The organism is Leptolyngbya iicbica LK (genome assembly GCF_004212215.1).
GTDB lineage: Bacteria > Cyanobacteriota > Cyanobacteriia > Phormidesmidales > Phormidesmidaceae > Halomicronema > Halomicronema iicbica.
Genome location: NZ_QVFV01000001.1, coordinates 783,221 through 809,034 on the forward strand (window position 1 = coordinate 783,221; position 25,814 = coordinate 809,034).

Genomic DNA, 25,814 nt, shown 5'->3' on the forward strand with positions numbered 1-25,814 from the left:
GCTAGATGATGCTACCCACGCCTATTAGGGCAGAGGGGTTGCACCACAATCGACCATGCGGAAGGTCGCCGCTGTCGTGTAGTTACGCAACGAAGCTGCATTGGGTTGGAAGGCCGTGCCTCGCTCGTTGTAAGGCGTCGCGATATTGCAGTAAGCCGACATCATGGCGATGGTTTCTTGGTTCCAGTGACCTGCCGTGTCAGAGAAGTTAAAGACATCTCCCGTCGGCGTTAACCGAGCTGCCCGCACATCTTGGGAACCCGCCGCCACGATTTGCTCAGATGCCCGCCGCAACATTGACATCACCTCAGCCCGCGTCACGGTATCCGTGGGGCGGAACAAGCCACTGGGATCCCCTGCGAGAATACCCCGACTTGCCAGGGCAGAAATCTTGGCCGCACTCCAACGATTTGCTGGCACATCGGGGAAGGGGGCTCGCGTTGTCGTATCGGGGATGGTGAATCCTCTAGTCCTGAGTGCTTCTACCACGATGGAAGCCGCCTCTTCTCGGGTGACGGGCCGCAGCGGATCAAAGTTGCCGTCGGTGCCCCCAGCGACGATCCCCATGTTGTAGGCAGCGGTAATCTCAGCCGCATAGATATCTCTCTGAATATCAGGGAAGGGATATTGCGGCGGCGTGGTTGGCGGTGTAGTTGGCGGCGTGGGATCGGTGACAATCGGGCCGTCATCTAACAATGAAGCCAGCGATGCATCATTGGTGTAATAAAAATGGCTCAGCCGACTCCCGTCATAAAAGCGCTGAGTAATGCGCCAACCGGGATCCAAATCGATTTCCATATAGCCACCGGGGACGATGCCCCCCGTACGACCAATGACAAAAGAGCGGCCCCGGAGAGGTTTACCCAGCAGCAGTAACTCGCCGTTACGCTCTTCAACAGTCAGGGCATACTGGCCGCGCAATTCTTCTCCCCCAACGCGAATGGAGTAGGCGTTGGAATCAAACCCGGCGCCACAACCGCTGTTAACTTGCCACAGGGGCTCTACAATGCCCGGGTTATCGCCATTAACAGAAAAGCAGTTGGCCCCAGGTTGCGTTTCGCGAATTAGCCAGAGTTTGTAAGGGACGAGACTGCCGGCAGGAATGGCCACCGAAATCATGCTGCTTTCGTCTACTTCAACGGCTTGAAAATCGATCGCTTGAGCCGACGTAAAGCTCCCCATGATGCCAACGGTGGTGGCGGCGGCGGCCACCATCAATTTCAATGCTTTCACTGATTTCATAATTAACTCGTTGTATCTCACTCTTTTTAGAGACGGTTGCTGGTATGTGCGAGTGCCCTCAGAGGCCATGGACTGCTGAAACGTAACAGCGGTGATCAACGCGGGCAACGAAAAGGGAATCCGGCGAGTTTGATCAACCAAGTCTAGGTAACTTGAGGCATGGCTATTATGAAAGGAATCGCGGAGGCAGGAGCCGATTTGTTCCAAAATATTTAGGAACTCTTTCCGGATGCGGTGTTTTTTCGAAGAAGTGTTTCATCGTCCTGCTTTTGGCTTGAGAGTAAAGTGTTGGGCGGGGCATGCTAGGAAAAGTTCTCTAAACAGTCTCCGACTAGCGATAGGAAAAGGATGCGATGATGCGCTGCGATCGCCCGGTTCAATCTTTATCTTTCTGCTCTACGTTGGTGCTGGCCGTATTGGGAGTAGCGGCTTGGGCAACGCCGGGTCGCACTTTGGATGAGGCCGCGCTCAGCCAGCTATTGCAGACGCGATCTTGCCCTCGGTGCGATTTGTCGGGCGCTGATTTGCGGCGTTTAGATCTGAGTGGAGCCAACCTCGAACAAGCTGATTTGTCGGAGGCCAATTTCTTTCAGGCCAATCTGGACAATGCGGATTTGAGTGGGGCCAATCTGACCGGGGCGTATTTGACCTCGGTGTCCGCGATCGCGGCTAATTTCAACTCGGCTCAGCTTGATCAAAGCCTGATTTATTTGAGTGACTTTACCGACGCCTCACTGTACGAAACGCGCTTTGGCAGAGCGTTTGTCGAGCGCACCCAATTTGTTAACACGCTGATGGTGGGGGCCGACTTGAGTGATGCCACCCTGGTCAGCGTCAATTTTCAGGGAGCGATTCTCTGTGGGGCCGATATTGCCTATGGCGATTATCGCTATGGCTGTGTCTCGGAGCCAGCCGGCGAAGCCGTCACCAATGAATGAAGCGCTCGCCGAAAGCAAATAACACCTGACCATTGTCTAGGCTGACTAGAGCAATCTCGCCGTGGCTCACTCTTACACCCTGCTACCCCGTCACCCTGCCACCCTCACATTCGACCACAAGCTGATCGAGGTGCTGCTGCATCGTCCTCTCGACTAGCCGATAACACTGATCGACATAGGCGCGATCGCGGGCAGCGGCTTCGCCATACCGCTCGAACCAAATCGGCGGACAAATACGGGTGTGGATGGGGCGCGGAAAGGGAATGTTGGGCAGCGGGCCGATCGCGAGCCCCCAGGGCCAACCGAGATAAATCGGAAATACGCTCGGGTCAATGCCAAATAGCCAGGGAATTTGACCGGGGGCGATCGCCTTGATGTTGTCGTAAATTTCCGCCAGCACAATCAGCGTTTCGTGCGCGCCATGGGAAATCATCGGCACAATCGGGACTTCATGGGCCAGGGCGAGTTTGACAAAGCCCTGATTGCCATTGAGAAAGATGCGGTGTCGCAGCGCATAGGGGCGAAATACATCCTTGGCGCCGCCCGGATAAATCGCTAAACTGGCTCCCCGTTTGAGGGCCGCGATCGCCATGCGCGGTTCCGCCCGGATGGCGCCCATATGCACTCCCATGCGGGCCACTGCAGGCATGATGATCTGCCACATGCGCGAATCCATCAGCGCATAAATGAGCCGTTCCGTCCCAAATTGGTGAAACCATTCGTAGGTCATGGCCAGCGTATCGGGTGCCGCCAACCCGCCATTATGAGAACCGATCAACATCACCTGACCATCGGGTATGTGCTCCCATCCGTCGGTTTGGGTGTGAAAGTAGGTATTCGTGACCCACTCCAGTAGCGGCAATAACCGCTCAATATTTTCGGGGGAGCGCTCGTCTAAAGATAAACCGCTGAGCTTATCGGGGGGGGCGATCGCCGCTTGCTGGGCCAGTTCGCAAAAGGGGCGAAAGCGGTTCTGCCAATCAGTCAACACCTGCAAAGTCAAAAATCTTCTCGCAAACAATATTTATTAGTGTGGCCGACAGCTGCCGAGCCTCCACCGCTTTCTTCAGCCCTCCACGCAATTCTTAAAATTCTATTTATCGATAGAGGAGTGATCCCCTCTTTAGATGGGTGAAGGTCGTTGTTGTCTCGGATTCAATGACTATATGGATAGTCAAGTGCGGCTATCCGATTGGTGAATTGGACAGCTTGATGACTCACACTCTTCGCAACTGGCTTCACTTCGGTAGACGTCAACTGCGTCGCTGGGTGCTGCTGGCGATCGCAACCGGCATGACCCTTGCCGCGATCGGTGCGGTGGGATGGTCACAGTCCGAGCCCATTACGATTACGTTCCTGGTTAGAGCGGTGGAGGCGCAGCAGCTGCAACTTCTGGCCGACGAGTTCGAGGCCGAGCATCCCGATATCAAGATTGACTTAGTGGAAGGGCCGAATGCCGCCGACAACGTCGAAAACCTCTACACAACCTCGTTTCTACTGGGCGACTCGCCCTACGATTTGGTCTACTCCGACGTGGTGTGGATTCCTAAGTTTGCTGCTGCCGGGTGGTTGCAAGATTTGAGCGATCGCGTCAGCGACGACGACCTCAGCGCCTTTTTGGATGCCGACGTGGCCGCGGGCCGCTATCAGGGAGGACTTTATCGGATGCCCTTCCGCTCCGCCATGGGCATGCTCTACTACCGCACCGACCTGCTGGACGAAATTGGTGCGGCTCCCCCCGAAACTTTTTCCGACCTGATTCAGGCTTCAGAAACCATTCAAGAAACGACCGACGTGCCCTATGGCTATGTGTGGCAAGGGCTTCAGTACGAAGGCTTGGTTACCAATTTTGTCGAGATTATTGCGGGCTACGGCGGCTATTGGGTGAATCCAGAGACCCTGGAAGTCGGGCTCGACAGCGAAGCGGGCATCAACGCCGTCAAGTTTATGAAACAGGTCATCGACAAGGGCATCACTCCCGCAGGGGTGACCAACTATTTGGAAGAAGATTCCCTGCGGGTGTTTGAAAACGGCAACGCCGTCTTCTTGCGGAACTGGCCCTACGTCTGGGCAGAAGCCAATAAGGACGGTTCCCCAGTGCAGGGCAACATTGCGTTGAAGCCAATGGTGCACGCGCCTGACGAAAATCCAGCGGCGTGTCTAGGCGGTTGGGGCTTTGGCGTCGCCGCGTCTACCTCGCACCCTGAGGAAGCCTGGGAAGTCGTGGACTTTTTCACCAGTCGCCAGGGGCAAAAGCAGTTCGCGCTGGAATACGCCTACGTGCCCAGTCGCCGCGACCTGTTCACCGATCCTGACATTCTCGCCAAGTTTCCCCATTACGAGCAGCTGCTAGAAGTGGCCGAAACGACCGTGCCACGTCCGCCCATTGGTCAATACGCGCAACTTTCTGACATTTTGCAGCGCTACCTGAGCTCAGCCCTGACGGATCAGATGACGCCCGAAGCCGCCATGGCTAAGGCCGCCGGGGAAAGCCGTCGCGTCCTCAACAGCGATCGCGCCTAGCTCCTCCGCCCCTCTGCTCCTCCGCCCCCTGGCTCCCAGGCTCCCCTGCCCTCCTTTTATCCCAGGCTCCCCTGCCCTCCTTTTAATTGTTGTTCTCATTAATTGTTGTTCTCAAGAAAAGAGTGCGATCGCGCCATGACTCAAGACTACATTCGCCAAAGAGAGCACCGCACGGGTTGGTATCTCACCATTCCCGCTGTGCTGGTGCTGCTGCTGGTTTACGCTTACCCCATCATCTGGGCCTTCGTTTCCAGCCTATTCACGGAAAACCTCAGCACCAATCTGAACCGTGAGTTTTCTGGCTTAGACAACTATGTGCGGCTGGCACTCGACGGTCGCTTTTGGAACAGCATTTGGAACACAGCAGTGTTCACCGTCGTGTCCTTAATCTTTGAGTTAGGACTCGGGCTGGGCATTGCCCTCACCTTAGACCAAACGTTTCGGGGACGAGGATTTGTCCGCACCGCCGCGATTTTGCCCTGGGCCTTGCCGACGGCGCTGATCGCCCTCGCCTGGCGCTGGATTTTCAACGACCAGTTCGGCGTGTGGAACGACATGCTGGTGAACTGGTTTCACATCATTCCCGACTCCATCAGTTGGCTAGGCGATCCCGTCTGGGCCATGGTGGCGGTGATTGCCGCTGACGTGTGGAAGACCACGTCGTTCGTCGCCATTTTGCTGCTGGCGGGCCTGCAATCGATTCCCCAGGATCTTTACGAAGCGCACGCGATCGATGGGGCATCCCCCTGGCAGAGCTTTCGGCAAATCACCCTGCCGCTGATCATGCCGCAGATTCTCATTGCGATGCTGTTCCGCTTTGCCCTGGCCTTCGGCATTTTTGACTTGGTGCTAGTGATGACGGGCGGTGGCCCCGGCGGCGCGACGGAAATGGTGTCGCTCTACATTTACGACACCGTCATGCGCTATCTGGACTTTGGCTACGGTGCCGCGTTGGTGGTGGTCACGTTCCTGATTTTGATCAGCGTGGTGGCGATCGCTGGTCTCAGCATTTCCAAATCACGTACTGCAACGGGGGTTGAATAATCATGACTACTGCACCACAGCCTGTCACACCACAGTCGAGTGAGTCTCAGGGGCGCAGCATTCCCTGGCAGCGCATCGCCATGTGGGCCGCCGTCATCTTCACGGTGTTATTCAGCCTCGGCCCACCCATGTGGGAGCTGCTGACCTCCATCAAGACGAACGACGCCATTACCGCCGATTCCGTCGTCTACATTCCTTCGTGGGATCAGTTCACGTTCGAACACTATGTGCAGCTGTTCACCCTCAACCAATTTCACATCTACATCTTGAACAGTTTGTTCGTCGCGGTGGTATCGACCCTATTGTGTTTAGGCATTGGCTCCCCTGCCGCCTATGCGCTAGCCCGGTTGCGGATTCCCGGCGAGCGTATCGTGCTCACCTGTGTCATGGGCGTCACTCTATTCCCCTATATCCTGCTGTTCTTGGGACTGTTGCGATTGGTGCAGTTCACGGGACTGGCCAACAACTACCTGGCGCTGATCATTCCTTACACCGCCATCAACATGCCTCTGACCATTCTGGTGATGCGCAGCTTCTTCCAACAGTTGCCCAGAGATCTGGAGGATTCCGCCAAAGTCGATGGCTATAACGTCATCCAAATGCTGTGGCAAATCATTCTGCCGATGACCCTGCCCGCCTTGGTCACCACCGGCATCCTGGCCTTCATCTTTGCGTGGAATGAGTTCATTTTTGCCCTTACCTTCATCACCCAAGAATCGATGAAAACGATTCCCGTGGCAGCGGCGCAACTCGGCGGCACCAGCCTGTTTGAAGTGCCCTATGGTCCCTTAGCCGCCGCGACCGTCGTCGGCACCCTGCCGCTGGTGCTGCTGGTGCTGTTCTTCCAGCGCAAAATCGTCCAGGGCCTCACTGCTGGCTCCGTCAAAGGCTGATTCCATCTCCTCCTCTGTACGGGCGAGGCATTTTGGGAACAACGTGACGGTTCTCATCCGCATAGTGACAACCCATCAACCTCTGTACGGGCGAGGCATTTTGGAAACAACGTGACGGTTCTCATCCGCATAGTGACAACCAAAATGCCTCGCCCCTACCCGATCCACCCACCTACCCCAACAAACCCATGTCTACTCTCGAACTCGAAAACCTGACCAAAGCCTACAGCCGCAAAGTTGTGCCCGTGAAGGATCTCAGCCTCAGCGTGGGCAACAACGAGTTTTTGACCCTGGTGGGGCCGTCTGGCTGCGGCAAGTCCACCATTCTGCGCGTCATCGCGGGGCTAGAACAGGCCACTGGCGGCAAAGTCCTGATCAACGGTGAAGACGTGAATCCCCTGCCGCCGAAGGAACGGAACATCGCCATGGTGTTCCAGAGCTATGCGCTGTATCCCCACATGACGGTGTACGAAAACATCGCTTCAGGGTTGAAGCTGCGCAACATGCCAGCGGGCGAAATTCAGAAGCGCATTCAAGATGCGTCGCAGGTGCTGGGTCTTGATCCGCTAATGGATCGCCGCCCCTCCCAGCTTTCGGGCGGACAGCGTCAGCGGGTGGCCTTGGGCCGCGCCCTGGTGCGAGAGCCAGACGCCTTTTTGCTTGATGAGCCGCTGAGTAACCTGGACGCTCTGCTGCGAGAGCAGGTGCGGGCCGACCTGAAGCAGATCTTCGATCGCCAAAAGTCGCCCGTGGTGTACGTCACCCACGACCAGACCGAAGCGATGACTCTCTCGACCAAGGTGGCAGTGCTCAGCGAAGGCTACTTGCAGCAATTGGGTACCCCCACCGAAATCTACAAGACACCTGCCAATAAATTTGTGGCCGGATTCATCGGTAGCCCCCAGATGAATTTGATCGACACCGAGCAAGTCGGTGGCGCGGTCCTGTTGGGCGACTTCAAAGTGGCGATGCCCGAAGCAGCACAGTCTCAGAGCACGGTGGTTTTGGGCATTCGGCCCGAACATGTGCGATTACCTGAGGAAGGTGACAGTCAAACGATTCGCGGCGACGTCTTTTTGGTCGAAAACCTGGGCATGAGCGACCTGGTGAGTCTGCGCGTCCACGGGGATGAAAATCTGGTGATCCGCTCTTTGATTCCCGCCGACGCCACCTGGCAGCGAGAAAACTTGGAACTGGCGATTCCTCCCCACGCTGTTCACTGGTTTAGCACTGAAACGGGAGCCCGCATTGAATAAGGCAAGGCTCGCGATCGCGCCTCAATGCTTGCATTGGAGCTAAACGACCAGCGTGATCACAACCGACATTTTCCGACCTTGAAGGGCGGATAAGTAACTGCGGTAACGGACTTTGACCGACTGACGATCGCTGAGGCAGTGGCTAAGTTTGGCGAGACACCACACCTTAGGTATCGCCATGACTTACGTCCTCACTGAGAATGTCCGCTATACAGATTTGGCGGGGGAATTTGCCCCCAGGATGAACGGGCTGCAAATCTTGCAGCGGGTGCGGCGACTGCGGCAGTGCTATGTCACAGAAGCGATTTTGTGCGATCGCTTAGCCGAGTTGCCCCAACAGCTCGCCCATCCCACCGTGCGCCCTTGGGGTGCGATCGCTTGGGGCGACGTCCATCCCGACCAACTCATTGGCATCGACCGCGCCACCTTTTGCGCCACCCTGCTCGGCACCATCAATACCGAAGCGCCCATTCGCGGCTACACCCAGAGCAGCCGTCAATATTTAGCCCAGCTGTACCCGGCCATGGCGCGATACGTTGGGGGGCAACTCGACGAGTCTGGCAAGCTGGTAGAGGTGGGTCTCTGGGAACGGGAAGAGAAACGCCACACCCCCGCCCTAGCCAAGCTCTACACCCTACTGAGTGGCGAAAAGCCGGACATCGTGCCCCATGCGGCGCGGCCCTATCAACCCGCCGCCGACCCCCACGAAAACCTCTATCGCCACGGACTCCATCGAGTCGCCACCGAGTATGGCGCTACCTGCTTATACATTTGGATGATGGCCCACTCGACTGGCGCCTTGCAGGCGGTGCTGGCCGAGTTGCTCATTGACGAAATCAACCATATGACTAAGTTTTGGGGCTTTGGCATGTGGGCCTATCCCGATTCTTCGCTAGTCAAAATTGGGCACACCTTAGGGCAGGCTATGGTGCGGAAACTGAGCGATCGCACCACCCAAGGCAGTTTATTGCACACCCTCCGCCGCATGATGCACGAGCTGGCTTGGCAACAGTGGTCACCGTCCCATCGTCTGGCGCTGCTCTATACCTTCGACCAGGTGATTAAAGCCCTGTGGGACTGGAATCGCACCCTGACGCCAGCCCATTTAGACAGTCTGTTTGGTCCCCCGCCCGCAACCGCGAAGACCCCCTAGTCGTCTAAGACTCAGCCCCGCCATCAACTCACTCACCCTATTTGAATTCACCCTTTATGACGTTTGCCACTATGAAAACCTTGCCTGTGGATCTGGATCGCGATCGCCTGCCTCGACACGTCGCCTGCATCATGGACGGGAATGGCCGCTGGGCCAAAGCTCGCGGTTTGCCCCGCATTGCGGGCCATCGCCAGGGCGCGCGCATCCTCAAAGACTTGGTGCGCTGTTGCCAAGACTGGGGCATCCCCAACCTAACGGTTTATGCTTTTTCGACCGAGAACTGGCAGCGCCCCCTGCAAGAAGTCGAGTTCCTCATGCGCCTATTTGAGCGGCTCTTGCAGAAGGAATTGGCCGAAATGCACCGAGAAGGGGTGCGGCTCCGGTTTCTTGGTGATTTGTCCGCTCTCCCCGCCACCCTCCAAACCGCCATGCGCCACGCCTGTGAAACGACCGCTGACAACCGAGGCGTCACCTTTAACGTTGCGGTGAACTATGGAAGTCGACTAGAAATCACCCGTGCCTGTCAGGCTCTGGCCGCCCAGGTACAGCAGGGTCACTTACAGCCCGCCGACATTGACGAAACCGCCATCAGCCGCCAGCTGTATACCCTCGATGGCCCCGACCCAGATCTGCTGATTCGCACCAGCGGTGAACAACGCTTGAGCAATTATCTGCTCTGGCAGTTGGCCTACACCGAACTGTATTTCACCGATCGCTACTGGCCTGATTTCGACCGCGTGGCCTTTCATGACGCCCTGTTGGCCTATCAGCAGCGCGATCGCCGCTTTGGCAAAGTTCCCACCGCCCTGAGCGCCTAACGGAGTCTTGCTGCACGAGCGGCCAAGATCTGGGATGCTGAGGGCGGAAGCCGCACTGGGAGACTGCGCCATGCCGCCGCCAATTACCTTGCTGACCGATTTTGGCGATCGCGATGGCTATGTCGGTGTGATGAAGGGCATCATCGCGGGCATCTGTCCCGCTGCGGCGCTCATCGACCTGAGCCACAACATTCCCCCGCAAAATCTCGCCGCCGCCCGGTTTACCCTGCTCAATGCCTATCCGTTTTTTCCGGCGGGGACGGTGCATTTGGTGGTCGTCGATCCGGGTGTGGGGACGGCCCGCCGGGCGATCGCCCTCCAGACGCCCCAGGGCACTTTCGTAGGGCCAGATAACGGGGTGCTCAGTGGCGTTTTCGATTCCCTGCCAATGGCAGATATCAACGCCGTAGAACTGACCAAGCCCGAATATTGGCGATCGCCCCAGCCCAGCCAAACTTTTCACGGACGTGATATTTTTGCCCCGGCGGCGGCCCACCTCGCGGCGGGGGTTGCCATTACCGAACTGGGCAAAAAGCTCGATCCGCAAACGCTGATGCGCATCGCCATTCCTCAACCCAAGATTTCAACCGAGCAGATTATTGGCTCCGTGCAGCATATCGATCACTTCGGCAACCTCATCACCACCATTCCCGCCACCGCGATCGCCGATCGCCATTGGGTAATGCAGGTCGGCTCGGTAGAAATTCCCGTGGGGCAAGCTTACGGTGAGGTGGAGATCGGCCACGCGATCGCCCTCGTCGGCAGTCATGGTTGGGTCGAGATCGCCCTCAACAGCAGCAGCGCCCAGGCCCGGCTCCGACTCGCGATCGGCGATGAAGTGAGACTCATTGCTAAAGGGAAGTCTGATTAGCGATCGCCTGACGGCCTGAGAGCGGTGATGAACCTCAATCACCGGTCGCCGTAGTTGTATCTGGGCAAAGAGACGTATCATTGCAGACTGAGGCTAGGCGAGTTTTTGAGATCTATGAGTCTGTCGCGCATATTTGTCGTTGCCACCAACGTTTACAAGGAAGTGATTCGCGATCGCGTCTTGTACCTCATGGGGCTGTATGCCTTGCTCATGTTTGCTGCCGCTGCCCTGCTGCCCAGCGTGGCCGCCAATGCCCAAGACAAAATCATTCTCGACCTCGGCATGGCGGGTATCCACCTGCTGGGCCTCGTTGTCACCGTCTTTGTCGGCACGGGCCTCATCAATAAAGAAATTGAGAAAAAGACGGTGCTGGTGCTGATTTCTAAGCCCATTAGCCGTCTGGAATTTATCTGGGGAAAGCATTTCGGCCTTTCGGCAGTGTTGGCGGTGCTCCTGGCCTGCTTAACGGTGATTTATTTCGCCGTGCTCGTGCTCAATCAAATTGAGTTCACCGCCGTCAGTCTGCTGCTCGCTATTTTCTACACCTTTATCGAGTTGATGTTGCTGACGGCCGCGGCCCTGCTGTTCGGAGTGTTCACCAGTTCTTTACTGGCAACATTGTTGACGATTGGGGTCTACCTCATGGGGCATTTGAGCCAAGACATTGTGGCCCTCGGCAAACTGACTGAGAGCCCCCTCTTTCAACGAGTGACCAGTGCCATGTACCTGGTCTTGCCCGATTTAGAACGCCTCAACTTTCGCAACGAAGCCGTCTACGGCATGACCCTGTTTCCATCCCCGCCAGAACTGCTGAGCCACTTACTGTATGGCTTGCTGTACACAGCGCTGCTGCTCACGATCGCCGTATTCATCTTCGCCCGCCGCCAATTTTAGGCCATGGGGATCGATTTGGTTTGAACAGTCGTCTCGGCTGTTCATCGTCAAGCACTGGATGATTCCAACAGCACTCGATCTTGAGGCCAGTCTCATCCCTCAGGTTTATTCTGGGCCAGTAAGGTACGCATCACAAAGGGCAAAATCTCCTCGTTTTGGCTGTGTTCCGCCCCCTCAGTAAAGACCACCAGCTGAAAGGGTGAGTAGCCATCGAGTTCGACGTAGACGGCATCATGGCGCACTTTGCTGGTGAGTCCCGCCTTTGACCAGAGCGCCGCCTGCAGCGGCAAGCCCGCCCCGAGGAACCCCGTGACCTGATTTTCCGGATCGGCAGCAAGAACACGCGGATCGAGCGTGCGACGCATGAGGGCCATCATCATTTGCGATCTCGCTCCACTCACCGCCACTCCCCCCACAATGCTGTGCAATAAACGTGACGTGGCTTCCGTGGTCAGCATATTGCGGTTTTCGTATGCTTCTCCCAGAAAGAAGCGTTCGCGACCGTAGGGACCATCACACCAGGTTTTTTGGTTGGCGTTAATGGTTTCTAATTCGGCCCACTGGAGCGACTGCAAAAAACGGTTGATAATATTGCGCTGAATCTTCCACGTTTCAAACGGGCCAGGTGGCAATTCCGGGCCGCTCGTGGTGCCCGTGAGCACGTCAATCACAAACCCTGTCGCATCGTTGCTCGAGTCCACAATCATGTCCCGCAGGGCGCGTTCCAGCTCAGGGGTAGCGGGCACCATGTCCCGTTCTAGCCACTCATGCGCTGCCACTAAATAAAACAGCTTCACCACACTCGCCGGATAGATGAGCTCAACGCCCCGATAGCTGGCCCCACGCGGTCGATGCTGCCAAAAATCTGCGATGCTAATTGCTCCCCCCGTGTTGATCGGAAACGGCGGATCATAGACTAGCCAGGTGGCCGCAATTTGGTTACGGGCCAACCGAGGAAACGCCTCCCAGGTGGCTTCTAGCACTTGGTCTAAAACCGTTTGTAACTGAGCATCTCGCTCAAAAAAAGTTGCCGCCACGATCGCGCGTCCATTTCCCTACATATCAGATCAACCTTACCGGGTTATGGCCGGAGACATGACGCTGAAGCCGAATTTCTCAGGCACCTCAGGTCAGCGACGACGGTGAGTCCGAGAGCGATCGCCATCCCCCCGAAATCACAGTTAGAAGCGATGATTATTTGAAAAGAAATCTCGGGAATGCTAAATTCCGTTAGAGACGTAACAGAAAGTTACGCACCTCCTTTAACCTTAGTGAGCAACCTGAACATGATGGCGGTATCTCCGTTTTCGCGATCGCTGGGCCAATCTCCCCAGCCTGCTGAAAAGCGTATCGTCGCCATTGGAGACAGTCTGGTATACGGATTTGGTGACCCTGAAGGGGGCGGCTGGGTTGAGCGGTTGAGACGACAGTGGCTACAACCAGAAACCCCCGGTCACGCCATTTATAACTTGGGGGTACGGGCCGATACGACTCACCGGGTGGCCCAACGATTGGTGCAAGAGTTTCAAACCCGAGGTGAATTTCGCAATCGCGTACCAGACTTGATTTTGCTCTCGGTGGGCCTGAACGACACATGCCGAGTTGGCAAGCCTGATGGTCGCCCGTTCACAGAGTTCGCCCTGTTTCAGGCACAAATGTTAGAGCTGTTGGAGACGGCTCAAGCACTCTGTCCGGTCATGTTTATCGGCATGACCCCTGTGATTGAAACACAGATGCCCTTTGCTGAAGTCCTCTATTACAACCAAGTTGACCAACACCGCTACAAGGAATTTACCAAACGGGCCTGCGAGCAGCGAGATATCCCGTACTTAGATGTGTTGGATTTGTGGCACCGTCGAGGAGAATCTTGGTGGCGATCGCGCATTGCTAGCGATGGTCTGCATCCCAACGTTTTGGGCTATCGCTCTCTACTCGCCGACATCATGGATTGGTCTGCTTTCCGCAGTGTGCTGTAGTGGCGGCTTTCCTGACGACTTCGTTATCTTTGCACTGAGCCCACTTGCAAGCGTGGCGCCTCCAAGATTACTTCACACAAAATCAGAGCACTGTTGCAGCCATAGCGCCGCGTAGATAGCTCCGTGCATCCCCATGCTGCGGAACAAGGGGCTTAAGTCCCTTGCCTGTTAGTACCTCACTGCGGACTGCTATAACTGAGTTTGCACAGCGATCGCTGCTAACCGATCATTGTGCTCAGCAACCGTCCCACAGCACCACTCCGGACAATCATCAATGCAAAACACCCTCTCAATAAAGCGCTCAGGCTGATCAAGAGGGTGTTGAATGAGGACCGCTTTGGTCGTCAGTTAGAGGCGGTTGGCAAATTAGCCCAGCGCTTCTAAATAATCGCGCACGCGGTTACGACGCTTAGGCTGGCGCAGCTTTTGCAACGCTTTCGACTCAATTTGGCGCACCCGTTCCCGAGAGAGTTCTAACGTACGGCCAATCTCAGCCAGAGAATAGGGTGTGCCATCTTTGAGACCAAACCGCAGATGAATGACATCCCGCTCGCGATCGGTCAGCTCCGACATGAGCTGTTTCAAATCACGACGCAGCGACTCTCGCATCATTAACTCTTCGGGCGAGATGCTGTCGGTTTCTAATAGTTCGCCCAGCTCGGTGTCGCGCTCTTTGCCCACCTTCGTATCTAAGGAAACTGATCGCGGTACCCGCACCAACACCTCACGCACCTGCTCGGGTTCCATCTTCAGTTCCCGCGCGATGTCTTCTAATGAAGGCGTATGGCCTTTCTCTTGCGAAAGCTTGCGCTGAGCCTTCTTAATTTTGTTGAGCTTTTCGGTGATGTGGACAGGCAGGCGAATGGTCCGGCTTTGAGTGGCGATCGCCCGGGTGATGCCCTGACGAATCCACCAGTAAGCGTAGGTGCTGAACCGATAGCCTTTTGTTGGATCAAACTTCTCAACGGCTCTTTCGAGTCCCAGAGTTCCTTCTTGAATCAGGTCGAGTAGCTCCAGCCCTCGGTTTTGATATTTTTTCGCGACCGAAACCACTAGGCGCAGGTTGGCTTTGATCATGTGCTCTTTAGCCCGGACGCCTTCCCGAATTACGATGTCAAGTTCATCAGTGGTAATCCCAGCCAGCTCCGCCCAAACACGTTTACCTTCCATCAGGGTCGGCTTGAGGTCAGCCAAAAGGACATCTGACTCTTTGGCCCATTTTTCTAAGGAGGGGCGATAGCCGAGATGGGACGTTAAGCGATCGCGGGTGCGCATCAGCCGCGCGTAGACTTCCAGCACTCCACCACTTTGCTCACCCGTACTGTCCCGCAGTTCAATCATTTCCATGTAACGCTGTACATGCTGCGCTTCAGAGACCTCTTCATCCCGTTGCAGTAAGCGCACTCGGCCAATTTCTTGTAAGTAGAGGCGCACGAGGTCCGTGGTGCGGCGAGTCTTGGTCTGACTCACACCAACCGTGACGCCGGCAATCAGGTCATCATCATCCGATGCCATTAAATCGGCTTCTTCCGGCGGGGCAACTTCAGTCAGCCCCTGCTCATCCTCCAAATCTGGATCAGTCAGAACCTTGCTCGTGGTATCCGGTTGGCTGGTGGTGTAAGTCATAGGACGTATGAAGTATTTCCAGGGTGGCACGGTGAGGTGCCGTCAGCTATGGGCTTAATATGCCCATTTGCCACGACTTAGCATCAAGGGAATGAGTTCCAAGTTACGAACTGAAACTCCCCAGAGAAGCCAAATGAGGACTAGGCTTAGTGTATGGAGTCGATTGACTCTGCTATGTGACCTGGGTCAGGTCAGTAAGATAACCTTCGTCACGCGATCGCTCGATTCCAGAAGTTTTTCGAGATTTTTCACAGTCGACTCACCCCTTTGCCAGCGACCAACACCGTATTGGGATGTCAAGTGCCCTCCGAACGAAGCTCGACTGCTTTCCCAACAGCTCAATCTAAATCGCTCAGGTATCCCAAGGCAGAGCATTTCCCAGCCGCAGTCCAAACATGGGCATAAAAAAAGAGCGCCCGTTATGCGGACGCTCTTGAGTGCAGTTTTCCTAAATTGGTGTCTACAGCGCGTTACCGCGAGGCAACACCTCTTCAGGGAATACAAACTTCTCGTGGGGCTGGTCGGTCGGTGCCATCCAGGCCCGGATACCTTCATTCAACAAAATGTTCTTCGTGTAGAAGGTCTCAAACTCAGGGTCTTCCGCCGCGCGGATTTCCTGAGACACGAAGTCATAGGCCCGCAGGTTCAGACCCAAACCCACGACGCCCACAGACGCCATCCACAATCCCGTCACTGGCACAAACAACATGAAGAAGTGCAACCAGCGCTTGTTCGAGAACGCAATCCCGAAAATCTGCGACCAAAAACGGTTCGCAGTCACCATCGAGTAGGTCTCTTCGGCTTGGGTCGGCTCGAACGCCCGGAAGGTGTTGGAACCGTCGCCATCTTCAAACAGCGTGTTCTCCACGGTCGCTCCGTGAATCGCACACAGCAGGGCACCGCCTAAGACGCCCGCTACCCCCATCATGTGGAAGGGGTTCAGCGTCCAGTTATGGAAGCCCTGGAAGAACAGCAGGAAGCGGAAGATGGCTGCGACGCCGAAGCTGGGGGCAAAGAACCAGCTGCTCTGGCCCAAGGGGTACATCAAGAAGACGGAGACAAAGACGGCAATCGGGGCGGAAAACGCGATCGCGTTGTAAGGCCGCAGTCCGACCAGACGAGCGACTTCAAACTGACGCAGCATGAAGCCAATCAGGCCGAAGGCACCGTGCAGAGCGACGAAGCTCCACAAGCCGCCAATTTGGCACCAGCGCACAAAGTCGCCCTGGGCCTCAGGTCCCCACAGCAGCAGCAGGGAATGGCCCATGCTGGCAGCGGGAGTGGACACTGCCACGGTCAAGAAGTTACACCCTTCCAAGTAGGAAGAGGCTAAACCGTGGGTGTACCAGGAAGTTACAAAGGTGGTGCCGGTCAGCCAGCCCCCCACCGCCAAGTAGGCGCAGGGGAATAGCAAAATACCAGACCAGCCGACGAAGACGAATCGGTCGCGCTTTAGCCAGTCATCGAGAACGTCGAACCATCCTCGCTGGGCTTGCGCTCGTCCCATTGCTATGGTCATAGCGCGATTCTCCATCTATAGCTAGAAATCCAGCATGTCTAGCATGCAAGACTTTGCAGGTTTATTGCAAAGCTGCGATCGCATTAACGGAAACCCTGTACTCTGTGAAACGAGTCTCAGCCCCGTCAATGCATCCTATTGCGAGCCACAGAGGCTCTTAACTAGGAAATGCAGGTTTCTAATTATGATAGGGAGAGATCTAAATTTTTACAATCTGATACTTAAACTCTCAGAGCATGACTGCATCAATTCAAACTAGTACCGATCGCGTTTTGAAATATTCCGTTCTGGGAGCCCGCCGCTTCAGTAACTATTGGTGGGCAACGATTGTGAGCCTCGGTGCCACCGGATTTTTCTTGGCTAGCTTGTCGAGTTATTTGCAAACGAACCTACTGCCGTTTGCTGATCCCACTTCATTGATTTTTATTCCTCAAGGCGTGGCCATGGGGTTTTACGGGGTCGCGGGCATTACCCTCGCGAGCTATCTCTGGGTGATCATCGCCTTAGATGTGGGGGGCGGTTACAACGAGTTCAATAAAGAAACTGGGCAGGTGCGAATTTTTCGCTCAGGTTTTTTTGGCAAAAACCGGAAGATTGAAATTGAGTATCCCCTCGACAATGTACAGGCCATTCGCGTGGATATTCGTGAAGGCTTGAATCCAAAGCGAGCCCTCTATCTAAGAATCAAGGGTCGTCCTGATATTCCCCTGACGCGGGTGGGGCAGCCTTTGCCCTTGTCTGATCTCGAAAATCAGGGGGCGGAACTTGCTCGCTTTTTGCAAGTCCCGTTAGAAGGACTTTAAGCGAGCTCACTGCTTAGCAGTGAAATCACTGAGTAAGGCCGCTATGGTGGCTTGATGATGCAAATTGGAAATTCGTCAATATGATGCAGCAACTGCGGAAATGGAGTTGGACACTCTGTCTGGTCGTCATGGTGGTCGGCCTGACTGCCTGTACTAATACAGAAGACACCAGTGCGGCCTCTGAGTCGATGGATGAAACTACGGCGATCGATACTCCCGTTGAGGAAGCCGGCGAAGCGCCTGTTGCCTCTGAATCAGGCACAGTGCCAGCCGGGCTGCCAGTCCTGAATGGGGCGGCCACGGTGGAGATGCAAATCAATGGTGGCACCGTCGTTATTGAGGTAGATGGCGATCGCGCCCCGGTCACAGCGGGTAACTTTGTTGATTTGGTCGAACGCGGGGTTTACGACGGCGTCTCTTTTCATCGCGTCGTCAAATCGCCGGAACCCTTTGTGGTGCAAGGGGGCGACCCCCAAAGCAAGGATCCTTCGGTATCGCCTCAGATGTTAGGCACAGGCAGCTTTACTGATCCCGATACCAATGAACCTCGGTACATTCCGCTGGAAATTCAACCGAGTGGTGCTGACAGCCCGCTTTACAGTCGCACTTTTGACGAAGCCCAGATCGGCGAACCTCCGGCCTTGACTCATACGCGGGGAGCCGTAGCGATGGCGAGATCGCAGCTGCCCGATTCGGCCTCGGCCCAGTTTTACTTTGCTTTGGCAGATTTGCCTTTTCTGGATGGTAGTTATGCCGTGTTTGGTTACGTGACCGAAGGCATGGACATCGTCGATAACATTGAGCAGGGCGACATTGTTGAATCGGCCACGGTGGTGTCGGGGATTGAAAATCTCCAGCAACCGGAATAGAAACTTTCAATGACGGTGGTCGTTACGGGCATCGGTTTGGTGTCGGCTTTGGGGGCCAATGCCGACCAAACTTGGCAACGCTTACTGCGAGGGGACAGTGCGATCGCCCTCCGCCAGCCATTTTCGGAACTGGAGCCAAGACCGCTGGCCATGCTGGGCAAGCAACCGGCTCATTTGGACCCGTTGTTGACCGCCGCGGCTCAAGCCACCATTCAAGACGCCGGACTGTCAGGACAGTTACCCAACTGTGGTGTCGTTATTGGCAGCAGTCGCGGGCATCAGGCCCAGTGGGAACGGTTTCTCACGACTGGCCTGATCGATGATTGGGCAGCCAGCCTGCCGCACATGGGCGCGATCGCTGTCGCTCGGCACCTGGGATCGCAAGGTCCGGTCTTGGCACCGATGGCCGCTTGCGCCACGGGGGTGTGGGCGATCGCTCAAGGGGCTGACCTGATTCGCTCGGAGCAGTGCGATCGCGTTCTCGTTGGCGCAGGCGAAGCGGCCATTACGCCGCTCACTTTGGCCGGTTTTGAGCAAATGCGGGCACTGGCGACAACGGGCTGCTACCCCTTTGATCAGCGACGCGAGGGCTTGGTACTTGGCGAAGGAGCGGCTCTGCTATTGCTGGAATCCGAGCATGTGGCCCGCGATCGCTCCGCTCGTATCTATGCTCGGCTGCTGGGAGCGGGACTCACCGCCGATGCGAATCATGTGAGTGCGCCGGATGCCACCAGCTATGCAGGCGGGTTGGCAGCCATTCGCACTTGTCTGGAACGCAGTCAGCTAGCTCCAGAAACGGTCGATCTCATCCACGCCCACGGCACCAGCACCCGGCTAAATGACCTTTATGAGAACGAATTGATCCAGGCCGTCTTTCCCCCATCCGTCTGGGTAACAGGAACGAAGGGGGCAACCGGTCATACCTTGGGGGCATCGGGAGCGATCAGCGCGGTGATGTGTGTGCTGGCACTGCATCACCAAATCGTGCCGCCTTGTGTCGGTTTGCGAGATCCCGCCTTTGATCTGAGGTTGCCCCAGACAGCTGTGCCGACCTCGTTGACCACCGCCCTCTGTTTTAGCTTTGGCTTTGGGGGCCAAAACGCAGTGATTGCCATGAGTCGGCCTTAACGTTGAGCAATAGTCGCACAAGGGCAGCCGCGTCAATATTTGGTCACTGATCCCCGCGATCGCCGCTAAACCGAGGGAAGCTTTTCGCTATAGTGATGCTTGCGCTGACTTGCATGTTTTCAAAGGTATTGCCGTGGCTGTTGCCGTCGAATCGCTGCTCAACACTGGGATCAATAAACCCGCTCGCTATTTAGGAAACGAACTGGGAGCAGTGCATAAGCCCTGGCATGAGGCCGATGTGCGCTGGGTGCTCACCTATCCCGAAGTTTACGAGGTGGGCGCGTCTAACTTGGGGCACATCATTCTTTACAGCATTTTGAATGCCCAGCCCCGACAACTGTGCGATCGCGCTTACCTGCCCGCTGCCGATCTCGCCACCAAACTCGCTGAGGCCGACCTGCCCCTGTTTGCGGTGGAATCGCGGCGATCGCTCCCCGACTTCGACATTTTGGGCTTTAGCCTCGCCTATGAATTGGGCGCAACCAACATTTTGGAAATGCTGACCCTGGCCCGAGTTCCGCTGACTTCGCAGGAACGGGATGCCGATGGTCCCTGGAATGTTGAGACCGGAAGCTGGCCGCTTATTTTTGCCGGAGGGCAAACCGCGACTTCCAATCCCGAACCCTACGCCGAATTCCTCGATTTTGTCGCGCTGGGGGATGGCGAAGAACTGCTGCCCGAAATTGGCCTGGTCATCGAAGAAGGCAAAGCTGCTGGCCTAACTCGCGAGGAGTTACTGCTGGATCTCGCCCAAGTGCCCGGCGTTTATGTGCCTCGGTTCTACGACATGGCGACGGATGGCTCGGTACATCCCAACCGTCCCGATGTGCCGGCCCGCGTGCTGCGTCGGGTCGCGACACCGATGCCCCATTACGCGATCGGCTTGGTGCCCTATGTGGAAACGGTGCACGATCGCCTCACGGTCGAGATCCGCCGGGGCTGCACGCGGGGCTGTCGCTTTTGCCAACCGGGGATGCTCACTCGTCCCGCCCGCGATGTGGATACGACGGAAGTCGTGGATGCGATCGAAAAAGGGATGCGAGCCACCGGCTACAACGAATTTTCGCTGCTGTCCCTCAGTTGTTCAGATTACCTAGCGCTGCCAGCGGTGGGATTAGAGGTCAAAAATCGCCTGAAGGACGACAACATATCCCTCTCACTGCCCAGTCAGCGGGTCGATCGCTTTGACGAAAACATCGCCAACATCCTGGGGGGAACGCGCCAAACCGGGCTGACCTTTGCGCCCGAAGCCGGGACGCAGCGAATGCGCGACATCATTAATAAAGGCTTGACCAACGAAGAACTACTGCGCGGCGTGAAAACGGCCTACGAACAGGGCTGGGATCGCGTCAAGCTCTATTTCATGATTGGGTTGCCCGGAGAAACTGATGCCGATGTGCTGGGCATCGCCGAAACGGTGCGCTGGCTACAACAGGAATGTCGCCAAAAAGGCCGCAAACCCCTGAAGGTAAATCTCACCATTTCCAACTTCACGCCGAAACCCCACACGCCCTTTCAGTGGCACAGCGTCTCCACCAGCGAGTTTTTGCGGAAACAGGAACTGCTGGGGGCGGAGTTCCAGAAAATGCGGGGCATCAAAGCCAACTTCACCGACGTGCGCATTTCCGCCATGGAAGATTTTGTCGGCCGGGGCGATCGCCGCCTCTCCGCTGTTGTTCGTCGCGCCTGGGAATTAGGGGCCGGGATGGATTCTTGGTGGGAAAGTCTGGAGCGCGCCTTTGGCGCTTGGACGCAAGCGATCGATGAAGCGGGTCTTTCTTGGAAATATCGCCAGGTCGAAACCGGGGAATGGAACCTGATGGACACCCACACCGCCGATCAGGTCAGCAACCTCGACAGTCCCCTGCCGTGGGATCACCTCGACACCGGCATTGATAAACAATGGCTCAAAGATGACCTGCAACGTGCGTTGGAAGCGGCTACAGTACCGGACTGTTCCTTTGAAGGATGCTCTCACTGCGGTATCTGTGGCCCCGACTTTGGCCACAACGTCGTGGTGCCGCCGCCGCCCATTCCCGATTTCACCGGCCATTTTCAGCCCAACCAAAACCGGGCACAGCGCATTCGCGTGTGGTTGGGCAAGTTGGGGGAATTATCTTTACTCGGCCATCTGGATTTAGTGCGCCTGTTTGATCGCGCCGTACGGCGAGCCGCCCTCCCCGTGGCGTTTACTGGCGGCTATCATCCCGGCCCCCGCATCTCGCCCGCCAATGCCTTGCCCTTGGGAGCCACCAGCACCGGTGAAATCGTCGATTTTGAACTGACCCAACCGCTTGAGTTAACCGAGTTTCGGGAACGATTGGCGGCGCAGTTGCCAGCCGACATGCCCGTCTACAAAGTGGCCGACGTGTCGCTAAATGACCCCTCGGCGACGAAATCGCTGGATCAGGCGGAATATGTCTTGGCCATCGCCCTCGAGACAGATCCGGAGTTAGCGGCATCCCCTGATTGGCAGAGCTGGCTCGACGACATTCTGCACCGTGATGAGATCGCCTGGGAACACACCACAAAATCGGGCAAAAAGAAGCAGGTCAACTTGCGCGATCGCCTCTTTGAGTTGACGATGGCCGAGACGGCGGAGACGGTCCTCATGCCTGACCGCCTGCAACGGAACAATCTGGGCGCTCAAGCTATCATTCGATATAGAGGTAGCTGTCGTAACGACGGTACTCTGCTGCGTCCGGAGCATGTCGTTTACATGCTGGAGCAGGCGGCAGGCGTGCCCATTCAGCTACTCCATGCCCATCGTTTGCGGCTCATTTTAGAGTCGGCCTCGGTCACAGTCTGAGGCCGATGAGCGGCGCTCCCCTTGGTGAAAACCCGCCGGAGATGGGCATTGTTCAACGTCATGCAGCGATCGCTGCATTGCCGACCATGCCAACTTTTGCCGCGCCTTCTCTCACAGCACGTTTTCAGCGGGTCGCTTGGGGCAGCCTCATCGGCGGCATTGTCTTGGCGGTTGGTCTAGCTAACCGTGCCATCGCCCAAACGCCCGCCCCCCCCACAGGGATGCCGGCTGAGGAGGCGATGCTGCAATTATTAATCGATATTCCGTCCAGCTACGGCAACGATTTGGGCTTCTTTGAAGAAGCCGACGAAAACTGGCCAATCGTTTCTCAAGATTCAGTCTCGCTCTTCCAAGCCACGCTGCCCAGCGTTTGGTGGAGTCGCGATAGTCTGCCGACCCTCTGGCGAGTTTCGAACGACACCATTATCAGGGTGGCAGGCTATCGCCTCGTTCGCGGTTGGACGGCGTTTTACAGTCAAACTGCCGCCGCGCCAGTGATTGATGTGCAAGTTGACCCGCAATATTGGAACCGCTTTAACGACTTTCAGCAATTTGCCGTGCTGCGACAGCTTGGTACCGCTGGGATGAACTATGGGCACCACGTCAGAATTTATAACTCGATCGATTTGGCCGGGATTCACGCCTGTGACTTTAGCAATATTCCCGGCATCAATGACCGACCCAGCCAAGAAGTCCCCACCGCTCAACTACTTGATGTGAATTGTGAGGCCGCTATCGGTTCATTCGTAAACTATGAAATCCCCAACTTTGGCGATGACCTATTCGCGCCCCCGTAATTGCTGCCATAGCTGGTTGTAGTTAGCGATCGCGGCATCTGCCAAAGGTTCCACAAATTCGCTGTTTTGCAACTGGGCAGGGGCAGGCATCACCGTATTCGCCGCCAACTCAAAGTCGAAGTCTAACGGCTGATCGGCCAATAACAATGGCGACAACCCCTGAGTCAATAGGCTTAGAGGGGTTACCACGTCGGGTTGCCACCAATAGCTGAGCCAGGCTTGCTCAAAGTCAGACATTGGCATCGTTGCAGTTGCGGCTGTTCCCTTAGGACGAGTCCAAACGTCTGCGGATAGCAGCGTACCCGGCTCAGGAGCCACCGCTTGCAAATAGCGATAGCGCGACAACAGCGGCTGGATATCACCGGACCACCCCACGGCCACGGGCGCATCACCAATCACGAGCGACTGTAAATAGGTCGTCGTGTCATAGGCCTTAACTTGCGTTCGTAAAGTCTCCAAAGCTGACACCACATCCGCATGACTGGCCGGATCGGGATCATTCACGGAATGATTGAATGCCTTGAGCATGAGCCCCAGCACCAAACGGGGATGATCAGGCAAGATGATGCGCTCTTGCAACTCTGCTCGCAATAGATCAGACCAGGTGGTGGGCTCCCAACCTAATGAATTAAAAAAACGGCGATCGTACACCATCATCAGATGATGCCAGCGGTAGGGCGTCCCCCAAGTCGGCCCAGTCGCCGACAACAACCCGTCCTGACTGCGCTGAAGTAAACGCGCCCAAGAGTCGGGTAAAGACTCCCAGCCAGCAATGGCATCAACATTATCCAGTGGGCTGATCAATTCCTGTTGAATGGCTGGCAACAGCCAATAATCGCTCAGCAAGGCCCAATCGGCTCGACGCGGCCCAGCCTCAGGAGTGGCTGATTGAGCTGCCGCTTGCCAAGCCTGCAACTGTTGGAAGAGCGCCACCAAACTCTCCTGGGCTTTGAGTCGGAGCACGATGTCCGCCGATTGGCGGCTCTGTAGATCACGGAGCATTTGGGGCGATAGCGCCCCCGCGATCGCGGCCACCAGCAAAGTATTGTCTGAGCGACCTTGGCAAGCGGTCATAGAGGTCGCCATAACGGCCATGAGCCCCATCAGCAGACGTCGTCGATCCATACACTCCCAACCGTCATTCCAGAGAACGTAACACCGTGGCCAATGGCGCTGGGCCAAAGCTCTACAAGCCTATCAAACTGATCGCCCTTAGAGTTGGTGTGCCGACCTTAGCGAGCCTGACGTGGTGCGGTTCAACGTGATCGAGATAGAGGGCCGTGGTGGCTCATGCAAGCCCGTCTGACGGGGTTGACTCGGAGAATACCCACTTAAATCGGTGTCACTTTCACCATGCCGATGCAATGCGATCGCCGAACACATCACATTCCGCCACCGCATCGAGGCCCCGACCTCTGCACCAGCCATCCTCTAGCATAGGGGTGCCCTCTTTCCCAAAATAGAGGCCCAATCGCCCTCAAGACGCCAAAGACAACTTATGGAAAATAATGATATTTCCGCTCCGGAAATGATTACTCAGCAACACTTTTTCTGATTCAAAAGCAACTCGGAAAATTTTCTTGGAAACTCGCCATCGCTAACTCATTTAGGGCGATCGCTAACCTCTAAATTCCAACCAAGCGTTCCTTATGCCGTCACACCATTCTCGACATCGTTAGGCTTGAACATTTAATTCTCTGTGCTGACAAAACCGCCAAAAAACCGACCTGTCCATGGCGCTCAAACCCCATCATTACTTCCCATTCCGCAAAATATTTTCGACTCCAGTGCTAGTTCTCCTTTAGCAACAAGAATCGATCAACACCCCTGAAGCATCACTGAAATCTTCGTAGGCAGATAATTCGAGGCCATAGTATCCCCAGATTCTCTACCCAGCAACTCAAAATCTCTAGCCCTCAGCACAACTGCCTAACTGCCGACCAATCAGTCAAAATCTCGACATTTCTAGGGTTGTATTTTCAGACAAAAACCGTCTCAGCCCCTAATCTCAGATTCCTCAATTCAGGGAGTCTTCACCTTTCCGAAAAAGAATTCACAAAAGCACATCAAAAAATCTATAAGTACAGCAAAGGGAAAGTGCATTCAGCGACAGATTCTTAAGCTGACATAAAATATCAACAAACTTTAAATCCCTCTGTAAAATTGGGGCATTGAAAAATACTGGCTATAGGATGGAGATCATTCTATTCAGAGCTTTAGCGTCATATGCAACCAATCGAGTCCCAGGTCACTTTGCTGACCCAGAAAGTTGACGCACTTCATCAGCTAATTGATCAAGTCAATTATCGAGTCACTGAGATTTTGTCGTCTTCTCAGTCGCATTCAGCAGCAGGTGTATTGCTAGATGACCATTCCGCCGCCTCAACGCCATCGACTGGTCACATTCATCGTGGCGAAGCCTTGCTCATGCACAAAGACATTCTCATGGATTCTGTTTATCTAGAAACTGACCGTACGGGGGAAGAAAGCACTTTGTCGCCCGAAATTCAAATTCAACGGTTGACGGCTCAGCTGACCGCTGCCTACAACCGCATCGCCACATTGGAAGAGCAACTGCTGGCCAGTCGCGCACACTATTAGAACAAGCAGAACAAGGCCGCTGCCATCTTCCTCCGTTATCAAGCAATCGCTCAG

At 55.7% G+C, this 25,814-nt stretch carries 23 protein-coding genes; 16 read left to right on the forward strand and 7 right to left on the reverse strand.

What is annotated here, in order from left to right; genetic code table 11:
• Positions 1-24 precede the first annotated feature (24 nt).
• Positions 25-1,242 carry a DUF3747 domain-containing protein gene (locus DYY88_RS03395; RefSeq protein ID WP_039725395.1) on the reverse strand — a complete coding sequence of 406 codons (1,218 nt, stop codon included), beginning with the start codon at positions 1,240-1,242 and terminating at the stop codon, positions 25-27.
• Between the two features lie 353 nt (positions 1,243-1,595).
• Between DYY88_RS03395 and DYY88_RS03400 the strand changes: the two genes are divergently transcribed.
• Positions 1,596-2,180, forward strand: a complete 585-nt coding sequence (locus DYY88_RS03400) for a pentapeptide repeat-containing protein (protein WP_052288223.1) — start codon at positions 1,596-1,598, stop codon at positions 2,178-2,180.
• 82 nt (positions 2,181-2,262) lie between these two features.
• Here DYY88_RS03400 and DYY88_RS03405 read toward each other — a convergent pair whose 3' ends face one another.
• On the reverse strand, positions 2,263-3,183 hold the full coding sequence (locus DYY88_RS03405; RefSeq protein ID WP_236146298.1) for a lysophospholipid acyltransferase family protein: 921 nt from the start codon (positions 3,181-3,183) through the stop codon (positions 2,263-2,265).
• A 209-nt stretch (positions 3,184-3,392) separates the two neighbouring features.
• Here DYY88_RS03405 and DYY88_RS03410 point away from each other — a divergent pair, with 209 nt between their 5' ends.
• From DYY88_RS03410 to DYY88_RS03425, 4 genes are all read left to right on the forward strand, one after another.
• A complete protein-coding gene (locus DYY88_RS03410; protein WP_039725396.1) occupies positions 3,393-4,703 on the forward strand; it encodes an ABC transporter substrate-binding protein in 1,311 nt (436 codons plus the stop codon).
• Between the two features lie 135 nt (positions 4,704-4,838).
• Positions 4,839-5,747: a carbohydrate ABC transporter permease gene (locus DYY88_RS03415; protein ID WP_039725397.1), complete on the forward strand. Its 909-nt coding sequence runs from the start codon at positions 4,839-4,841 to the stop codon at positions 5,745-5,747.
• Between the two features lie 2 nt (positions 5,748-5,749).
• Complete coding sequence (locus DYY88_RS03420) at positions 5,750-6,640, forward strand: carbohydrate ABC transporter permease (RefSeq protein ID WP_039725398.1); 891 nt, start codon at positions 5,750-5,752, stop codon at positions 6,638-6,640.
• Positions 6,641-6,828: 188 nt separating this feature from the next.
• Entirely contained in the window at positions 6,829-7,896 is a 1,068-nt protein-coding gene (locus tag DYY88_RS03425) for an ABC transporter ATP-binding protein (protein ID WP_039725399.1), read from the forward strand.
• A 39-nt stretch (positions 7,897-7,935) separates the two neighbouring features.
• Here DYY88_RS03425 and DYY88_RS23955 read toward each other — a convergent pair whose 3' ends face one another.
• Positions 7,936-8,076, reverse strand: coding sequence for a hypothetical protein (locus DYY88_RS23955; protein ID WP_160299500.1), 141 nt, complete (start codon positions 8,074-8,076; stop codon positions 7,936-7,938).
• Between DYY88_RS23955 and DYY88_RS03430 the strand changes: the two genes are divergently transcribed.
• From DYY88_RS03430 to DYY88_RS03445, 4 genes are all read left to right on the forward strand, one after another.
• Entirely contained in the window at positions 8,075-9,049 is a 975-nt protein-coding gene (locus DYY88_RS03430) for a hypothetical protein (RefSeq protein ID WP_052288224.1), read from the forward strand. The genes DYY88_RS23955 and DYY88_RS03430 overlap by 2 nt on opposite strands.
• Positions 9,050-9,120: 71 nt before the next feature.
• Entirely contained in the window at positions 9,121-9,867 is a 747-nt protein-coding gene (uppS, locus tag DYY88_RS03435) for an undecaprenyl pyrophosphate synthase (protein ID WP_130199351.1), read from the forward strand.
• A gap of 70 nt (positions 9,868-9,937) precedes the next feature.
• Complete coding sequence (locus DYY88_RS03440) at positions 9,938-10,738, forward strand: SAM hydrolase/SAM-dependent halogenase family protein (RefSeq protein ID WP_039725401.1); 801 nt, start codon at positions 9,938-9,940, stop codon at positions 10,736-10,738.
• Positions 10,739-10,852: 114 nt separating this feature from the next.
• Complete coding sequence (locus tag DYY88_RS03445) at positions 10,853-11,632, forward strand: ABC transporter permease (RefSeq protein WP_039725402.1); 780 nt, start codon at positions 10,853-10,855, stop codon at positions 11,630-11,632.
• Between the two features lie 92 nt (positions 11,633-11,724).
• On the opposite strand, the gene DYY88_RS03450 is transcribed toward DYY88_RS03445, so the two are convergent.
• Entirely contained in the window at positions 11,725-12,669 is a 945-nt protein-coding gene (locus DYY88_RS03450; protein ID WP_039725403.1) for a serine hydrolase, read from the reverse strand.
• 249 nt (positions 12,670-12,918) lie between these two features.
• Between DYY88_RS03450 and DYY88_RS03455 the strand changes: the two genes are divergently transcribed.
• Positions 12,919-13,608 carry a GDSL-type esterase/lipase family protein gene (locus DYY88_RS03455; protein WP_039725404.1) on the forward strand — a complete coding sequence of 230 codons (690 nt, stop codon included), beginning with the start codon at positions 12,919-12,921 and terminating at the stop codon, positions 13,606-13,608.
• A 366-nt stretch (positions 13,609-13,974) separates the two neighbouring features.
• Here the strand turns inward: DYY88_RS03455 and sigC are convergent, their stop codons facing one another.
• Together sigC and psbD are read right to left on the reverse strand one after the other, a co-directional pair.
• Positions 13,975-15,234: an RNA polymerase sigma factor SigC gene (gene sigC / locus DYY88_RS03460; protein ID WP_039725405.1), complete on the reverse strand. Its 1,260-nt coding sequence runs from the start codon at positions 15,232-15,234 to the stop codon at positions 13,975-13,977.
• A gap of 460 nt (positions 15,235-15,694) precedes the next feature.
• Positions 15,695-16,753: a photosystem II D2 protein (photosystem q(a) protein) gene (gene psbD, locus DYY88_RS03465; protein WP_039729310.1), complete on the reverse strand. Its 1,059-nt coding sequence runs from the start codon at positions 16,751-16,753 to the stop codon at positions 15,695-15,697.
• 236 nt (positions 16,754-16,989) lie between these two features.
• On the opposite strand from psbD, the gene DYY88_RS03470 reads away from it, so the two are divergent.
• The 5 genes from DYY88_RS03470 (at position 16,990) to DYY88_RS03490 (ending at position 23,159) form a co-directional block, all read left to right on the forward strand.
• A complete protein-coding gene (locus DYY88_RS03470) occupies positions 16,990-17,556 on the forward strand; it encodes a photosystem I assembly protein Ycf4 (protein ID WP_039725572.1) in 567 nt (188 codons plus the stop codon).
• An 80-nt stretch (positions 17,557-17,636) separates the two neighbouring features.
• Positions 17,637-18,425, forward strand: coding sequence for a peptidylprolyl isomerase (locus DYY88_RS03475; protein WP_039725573.1), 789 nt, complete (start codon positions 17,637-17,639; stop codon positions 18,423-18,425).
• Positions 18,426-18,434: 9 nt separating this feature from the next.
• Positions 18,435-19,553: a beta-ketoacyl-ACP synthase gene (locus DYY88_RS03480; protein WP_039725574.1), complete on the forward strand. Its 1,119-nt coding sequence runs from the start codon at positions 18,435-18,437 to the stop codon at positions 19,551-19,553.
• Between the two features lie 133 nt (positions 19,554-19,686).
• On the forward strand, positions 19,687-22,362 hold the full coding sequence (locus tag DYY88_RS03485) for a TIGR03960 family B12-binding radical SAM protein (RefSeq protein ID WP_039725575.1): 2,676 nt from the start codon (positions 19,687-19,689) through the stop codon (positions 22,360-22,362).
• A 5-nt stretch (positions 22,363-22,367) separates the two neighbouring features.
• Entirely contained in the window at positions 22,368-23,159 is a 792-nt protein-coding gene (locus tag DYY88_RS03490; RefSeq protein ID WP_130199313.1) for a hypothetical protein, read from the forward strand.
• Here the strand turns inward: DYY88_RS03490 and DYY88_RS03495 are convergent.
• Positions 23,142-24,284, reverse strand: coding sequence for an extracellular solute-binding protein (locus tag DYY88_RS03495; RefSeq protein WP_052288244.1), 1,143 nt, complete (start codon positions 24,282-24,284; stop codon positions 23,142-23,144). The genes DYY88_RS03490 and DYY88_RS03495 overlap by 18 nt on opposite strands.
• A gap of 1,101 nt (positions 24,285-25,385) precedes the next feature.
• Between DYY88_RS03495 and DYY88_RS03500 the strand changes: the two genes are divergently transcribed.
• Positions 25,386-25,760 carry a hypothetical protein gene (locus tag DYY88_RS03500; RefSeq protein WP_039725577.1) on the forward strand — a complete coding sequence of 125 codons (375 nt, stop codon included), beginning with the start codon at positions 25,386-25,388 and terminating at the stop codon, positions 25,758-25,760.
• Positions 25,761-25,814: the final 54 nt, after the last annotated feature.

Excerpts from the sequence above, each read along its gene's own strand:
- DYY88_RS03420 (WP_039725398.1), top strand. The coding sequence starts at position 5,750 with ATGACTACTGCACCACAGCCTGTCACACCACAGTCGAGTGAGTCTCAG.
- DYY88_RS03400 (WP_052288223.1), top strand. The coding sequence starts at position 1,596 with ATGATGCGCTGCGATCGCCCGGTTCAATCTTTATCTTTCTGCTCTACG.
- DYY88_RS03440 (WP_039725401.1), top strand. The coding sequence starts at position 9,938 with ATGCCGCCGCCAATTACCTTGCTGACCGATTTTGGCGATCGCGATGGC.
- sigC (WP_039725405.1), bottom strand. The coding sequence starts at position 15,234 with ATGACTTACACCACCAGCCAACCGGATACCACGAGCAAGGTTCTGACT.
- DYY88_RS03395 (WP_039725395.1), bottom strand. The coding sequence starts at position 1,242 with ATGAAATCAGTGAAAGCATTGAAATTGATGGTGGCCGCCGCCGCCACC.
- DYY88_RS03490 (WP_130199313.1), top strand. The coding sequence starts at position 22,368 with ATGAGCGGCGCTCCCCTTGGTGAAAACCCGCCGGAGATGGGCATTGTT.
- DYY88_RS03415 (WP_039725397.1), top strand. The coding sequence starts at position 4,839 with ATGACTCAAGACTACATTCGCCAAAGAGAGCACCGCACGGGTTGGTAT.
- DYY88_RS03445 (WP_039725402.1), top strand. The coding sequence starts at position 10,853 with ATGAGTCTGTCGCGCATATTTGTCGTTGCCACCAACGTTTACAAGGAA.
- DYY88_RS03495 (WP_052288244.1), bottom strand. The coding sequence starts at position 24,284 with ATGGATCGACGACGTCTGCTGATGGGGCTCATGGCCGTTATGGCGACC.
- DYY88_RS23955 (WP_160299500.1), bottom strand. The coding sequence starts at position 8,076 with ATGGCGATACCTAAGGTGTGGTGTCTCGCCAAACTTAGCCACTGCCTC.
- DYY88_RS03470 (WP_039725572.1), top strand. The coding sequence starts at position 16,990 with ATGACTGCATCAATTCAAACTAGTACCGATCGCGTTTTGAAATATTCC.
- DYY88_RS03500 (WP_039725577.1), top strand. The coding sequence starts at position 25,386 with ATGCAACCAATCGAGTCCCAGGTCACTTTGCTGACCCAGAAAGTTGAC.
- DYY88_RS03475 (WP_039725573.1), top strand. The coding sequence starts at position 17,637 with ATGATGCAGCAACTGCGGAAATGGAGTTGGACACTCTGTCTGGTCGTC.
- uppS (WP_130199351.1), top strand. The coding sequence starts at position 9,121 with ATGAAAACCTTGCCTGTGGATCTGGATCGCGATCGCCTGCCTCGACAC.
- DYY88_RS03410 (WP_039725396.1), top strand. The coding sequence starts at position 3,393 with ATGACTCACACTCTTCGCAACTGGCTTCACTTCGGTAGACGTCAACTG.
- DYY88_RS03425 (WP_039725399.1), top strand. The coding sequence starts at position 6,829 with ATGTCTACTCTCGAACTCGAAAACCTGACCAAAGCCTACAGCCGCAAA.
- DYY88_RS03430 (WP_052288224.1), top strand. The coding sequence starts at position 8,075 with ATGACTTACGTCCTCACTGAGAATGTCCGCTATACAGATTTGGCGGGG.
- DYY88_RS03480 (WP_039725574.1), top strand. The coding sequence starts at position 18,435 with ATGACGGTGGTCGTTACGGGCATCGGTTTGGTGTCGGCTTTGGGGGCC.
- DYY88_RS03455 (WP_039725404.1), top strand. The coding sequence starts at position 12,919 with ATGATGGCGGTATCTCCGTTTTCGCGATCGCTGGGCCAATCTCCCCAG.
- psbD (WP_039729310.1), bottom strand. The coding sequence starts at position 16,753 with ATGACCATAGCAATGGGACGAGCGCAAGCCCAGCGAGGATGGTTCGAC.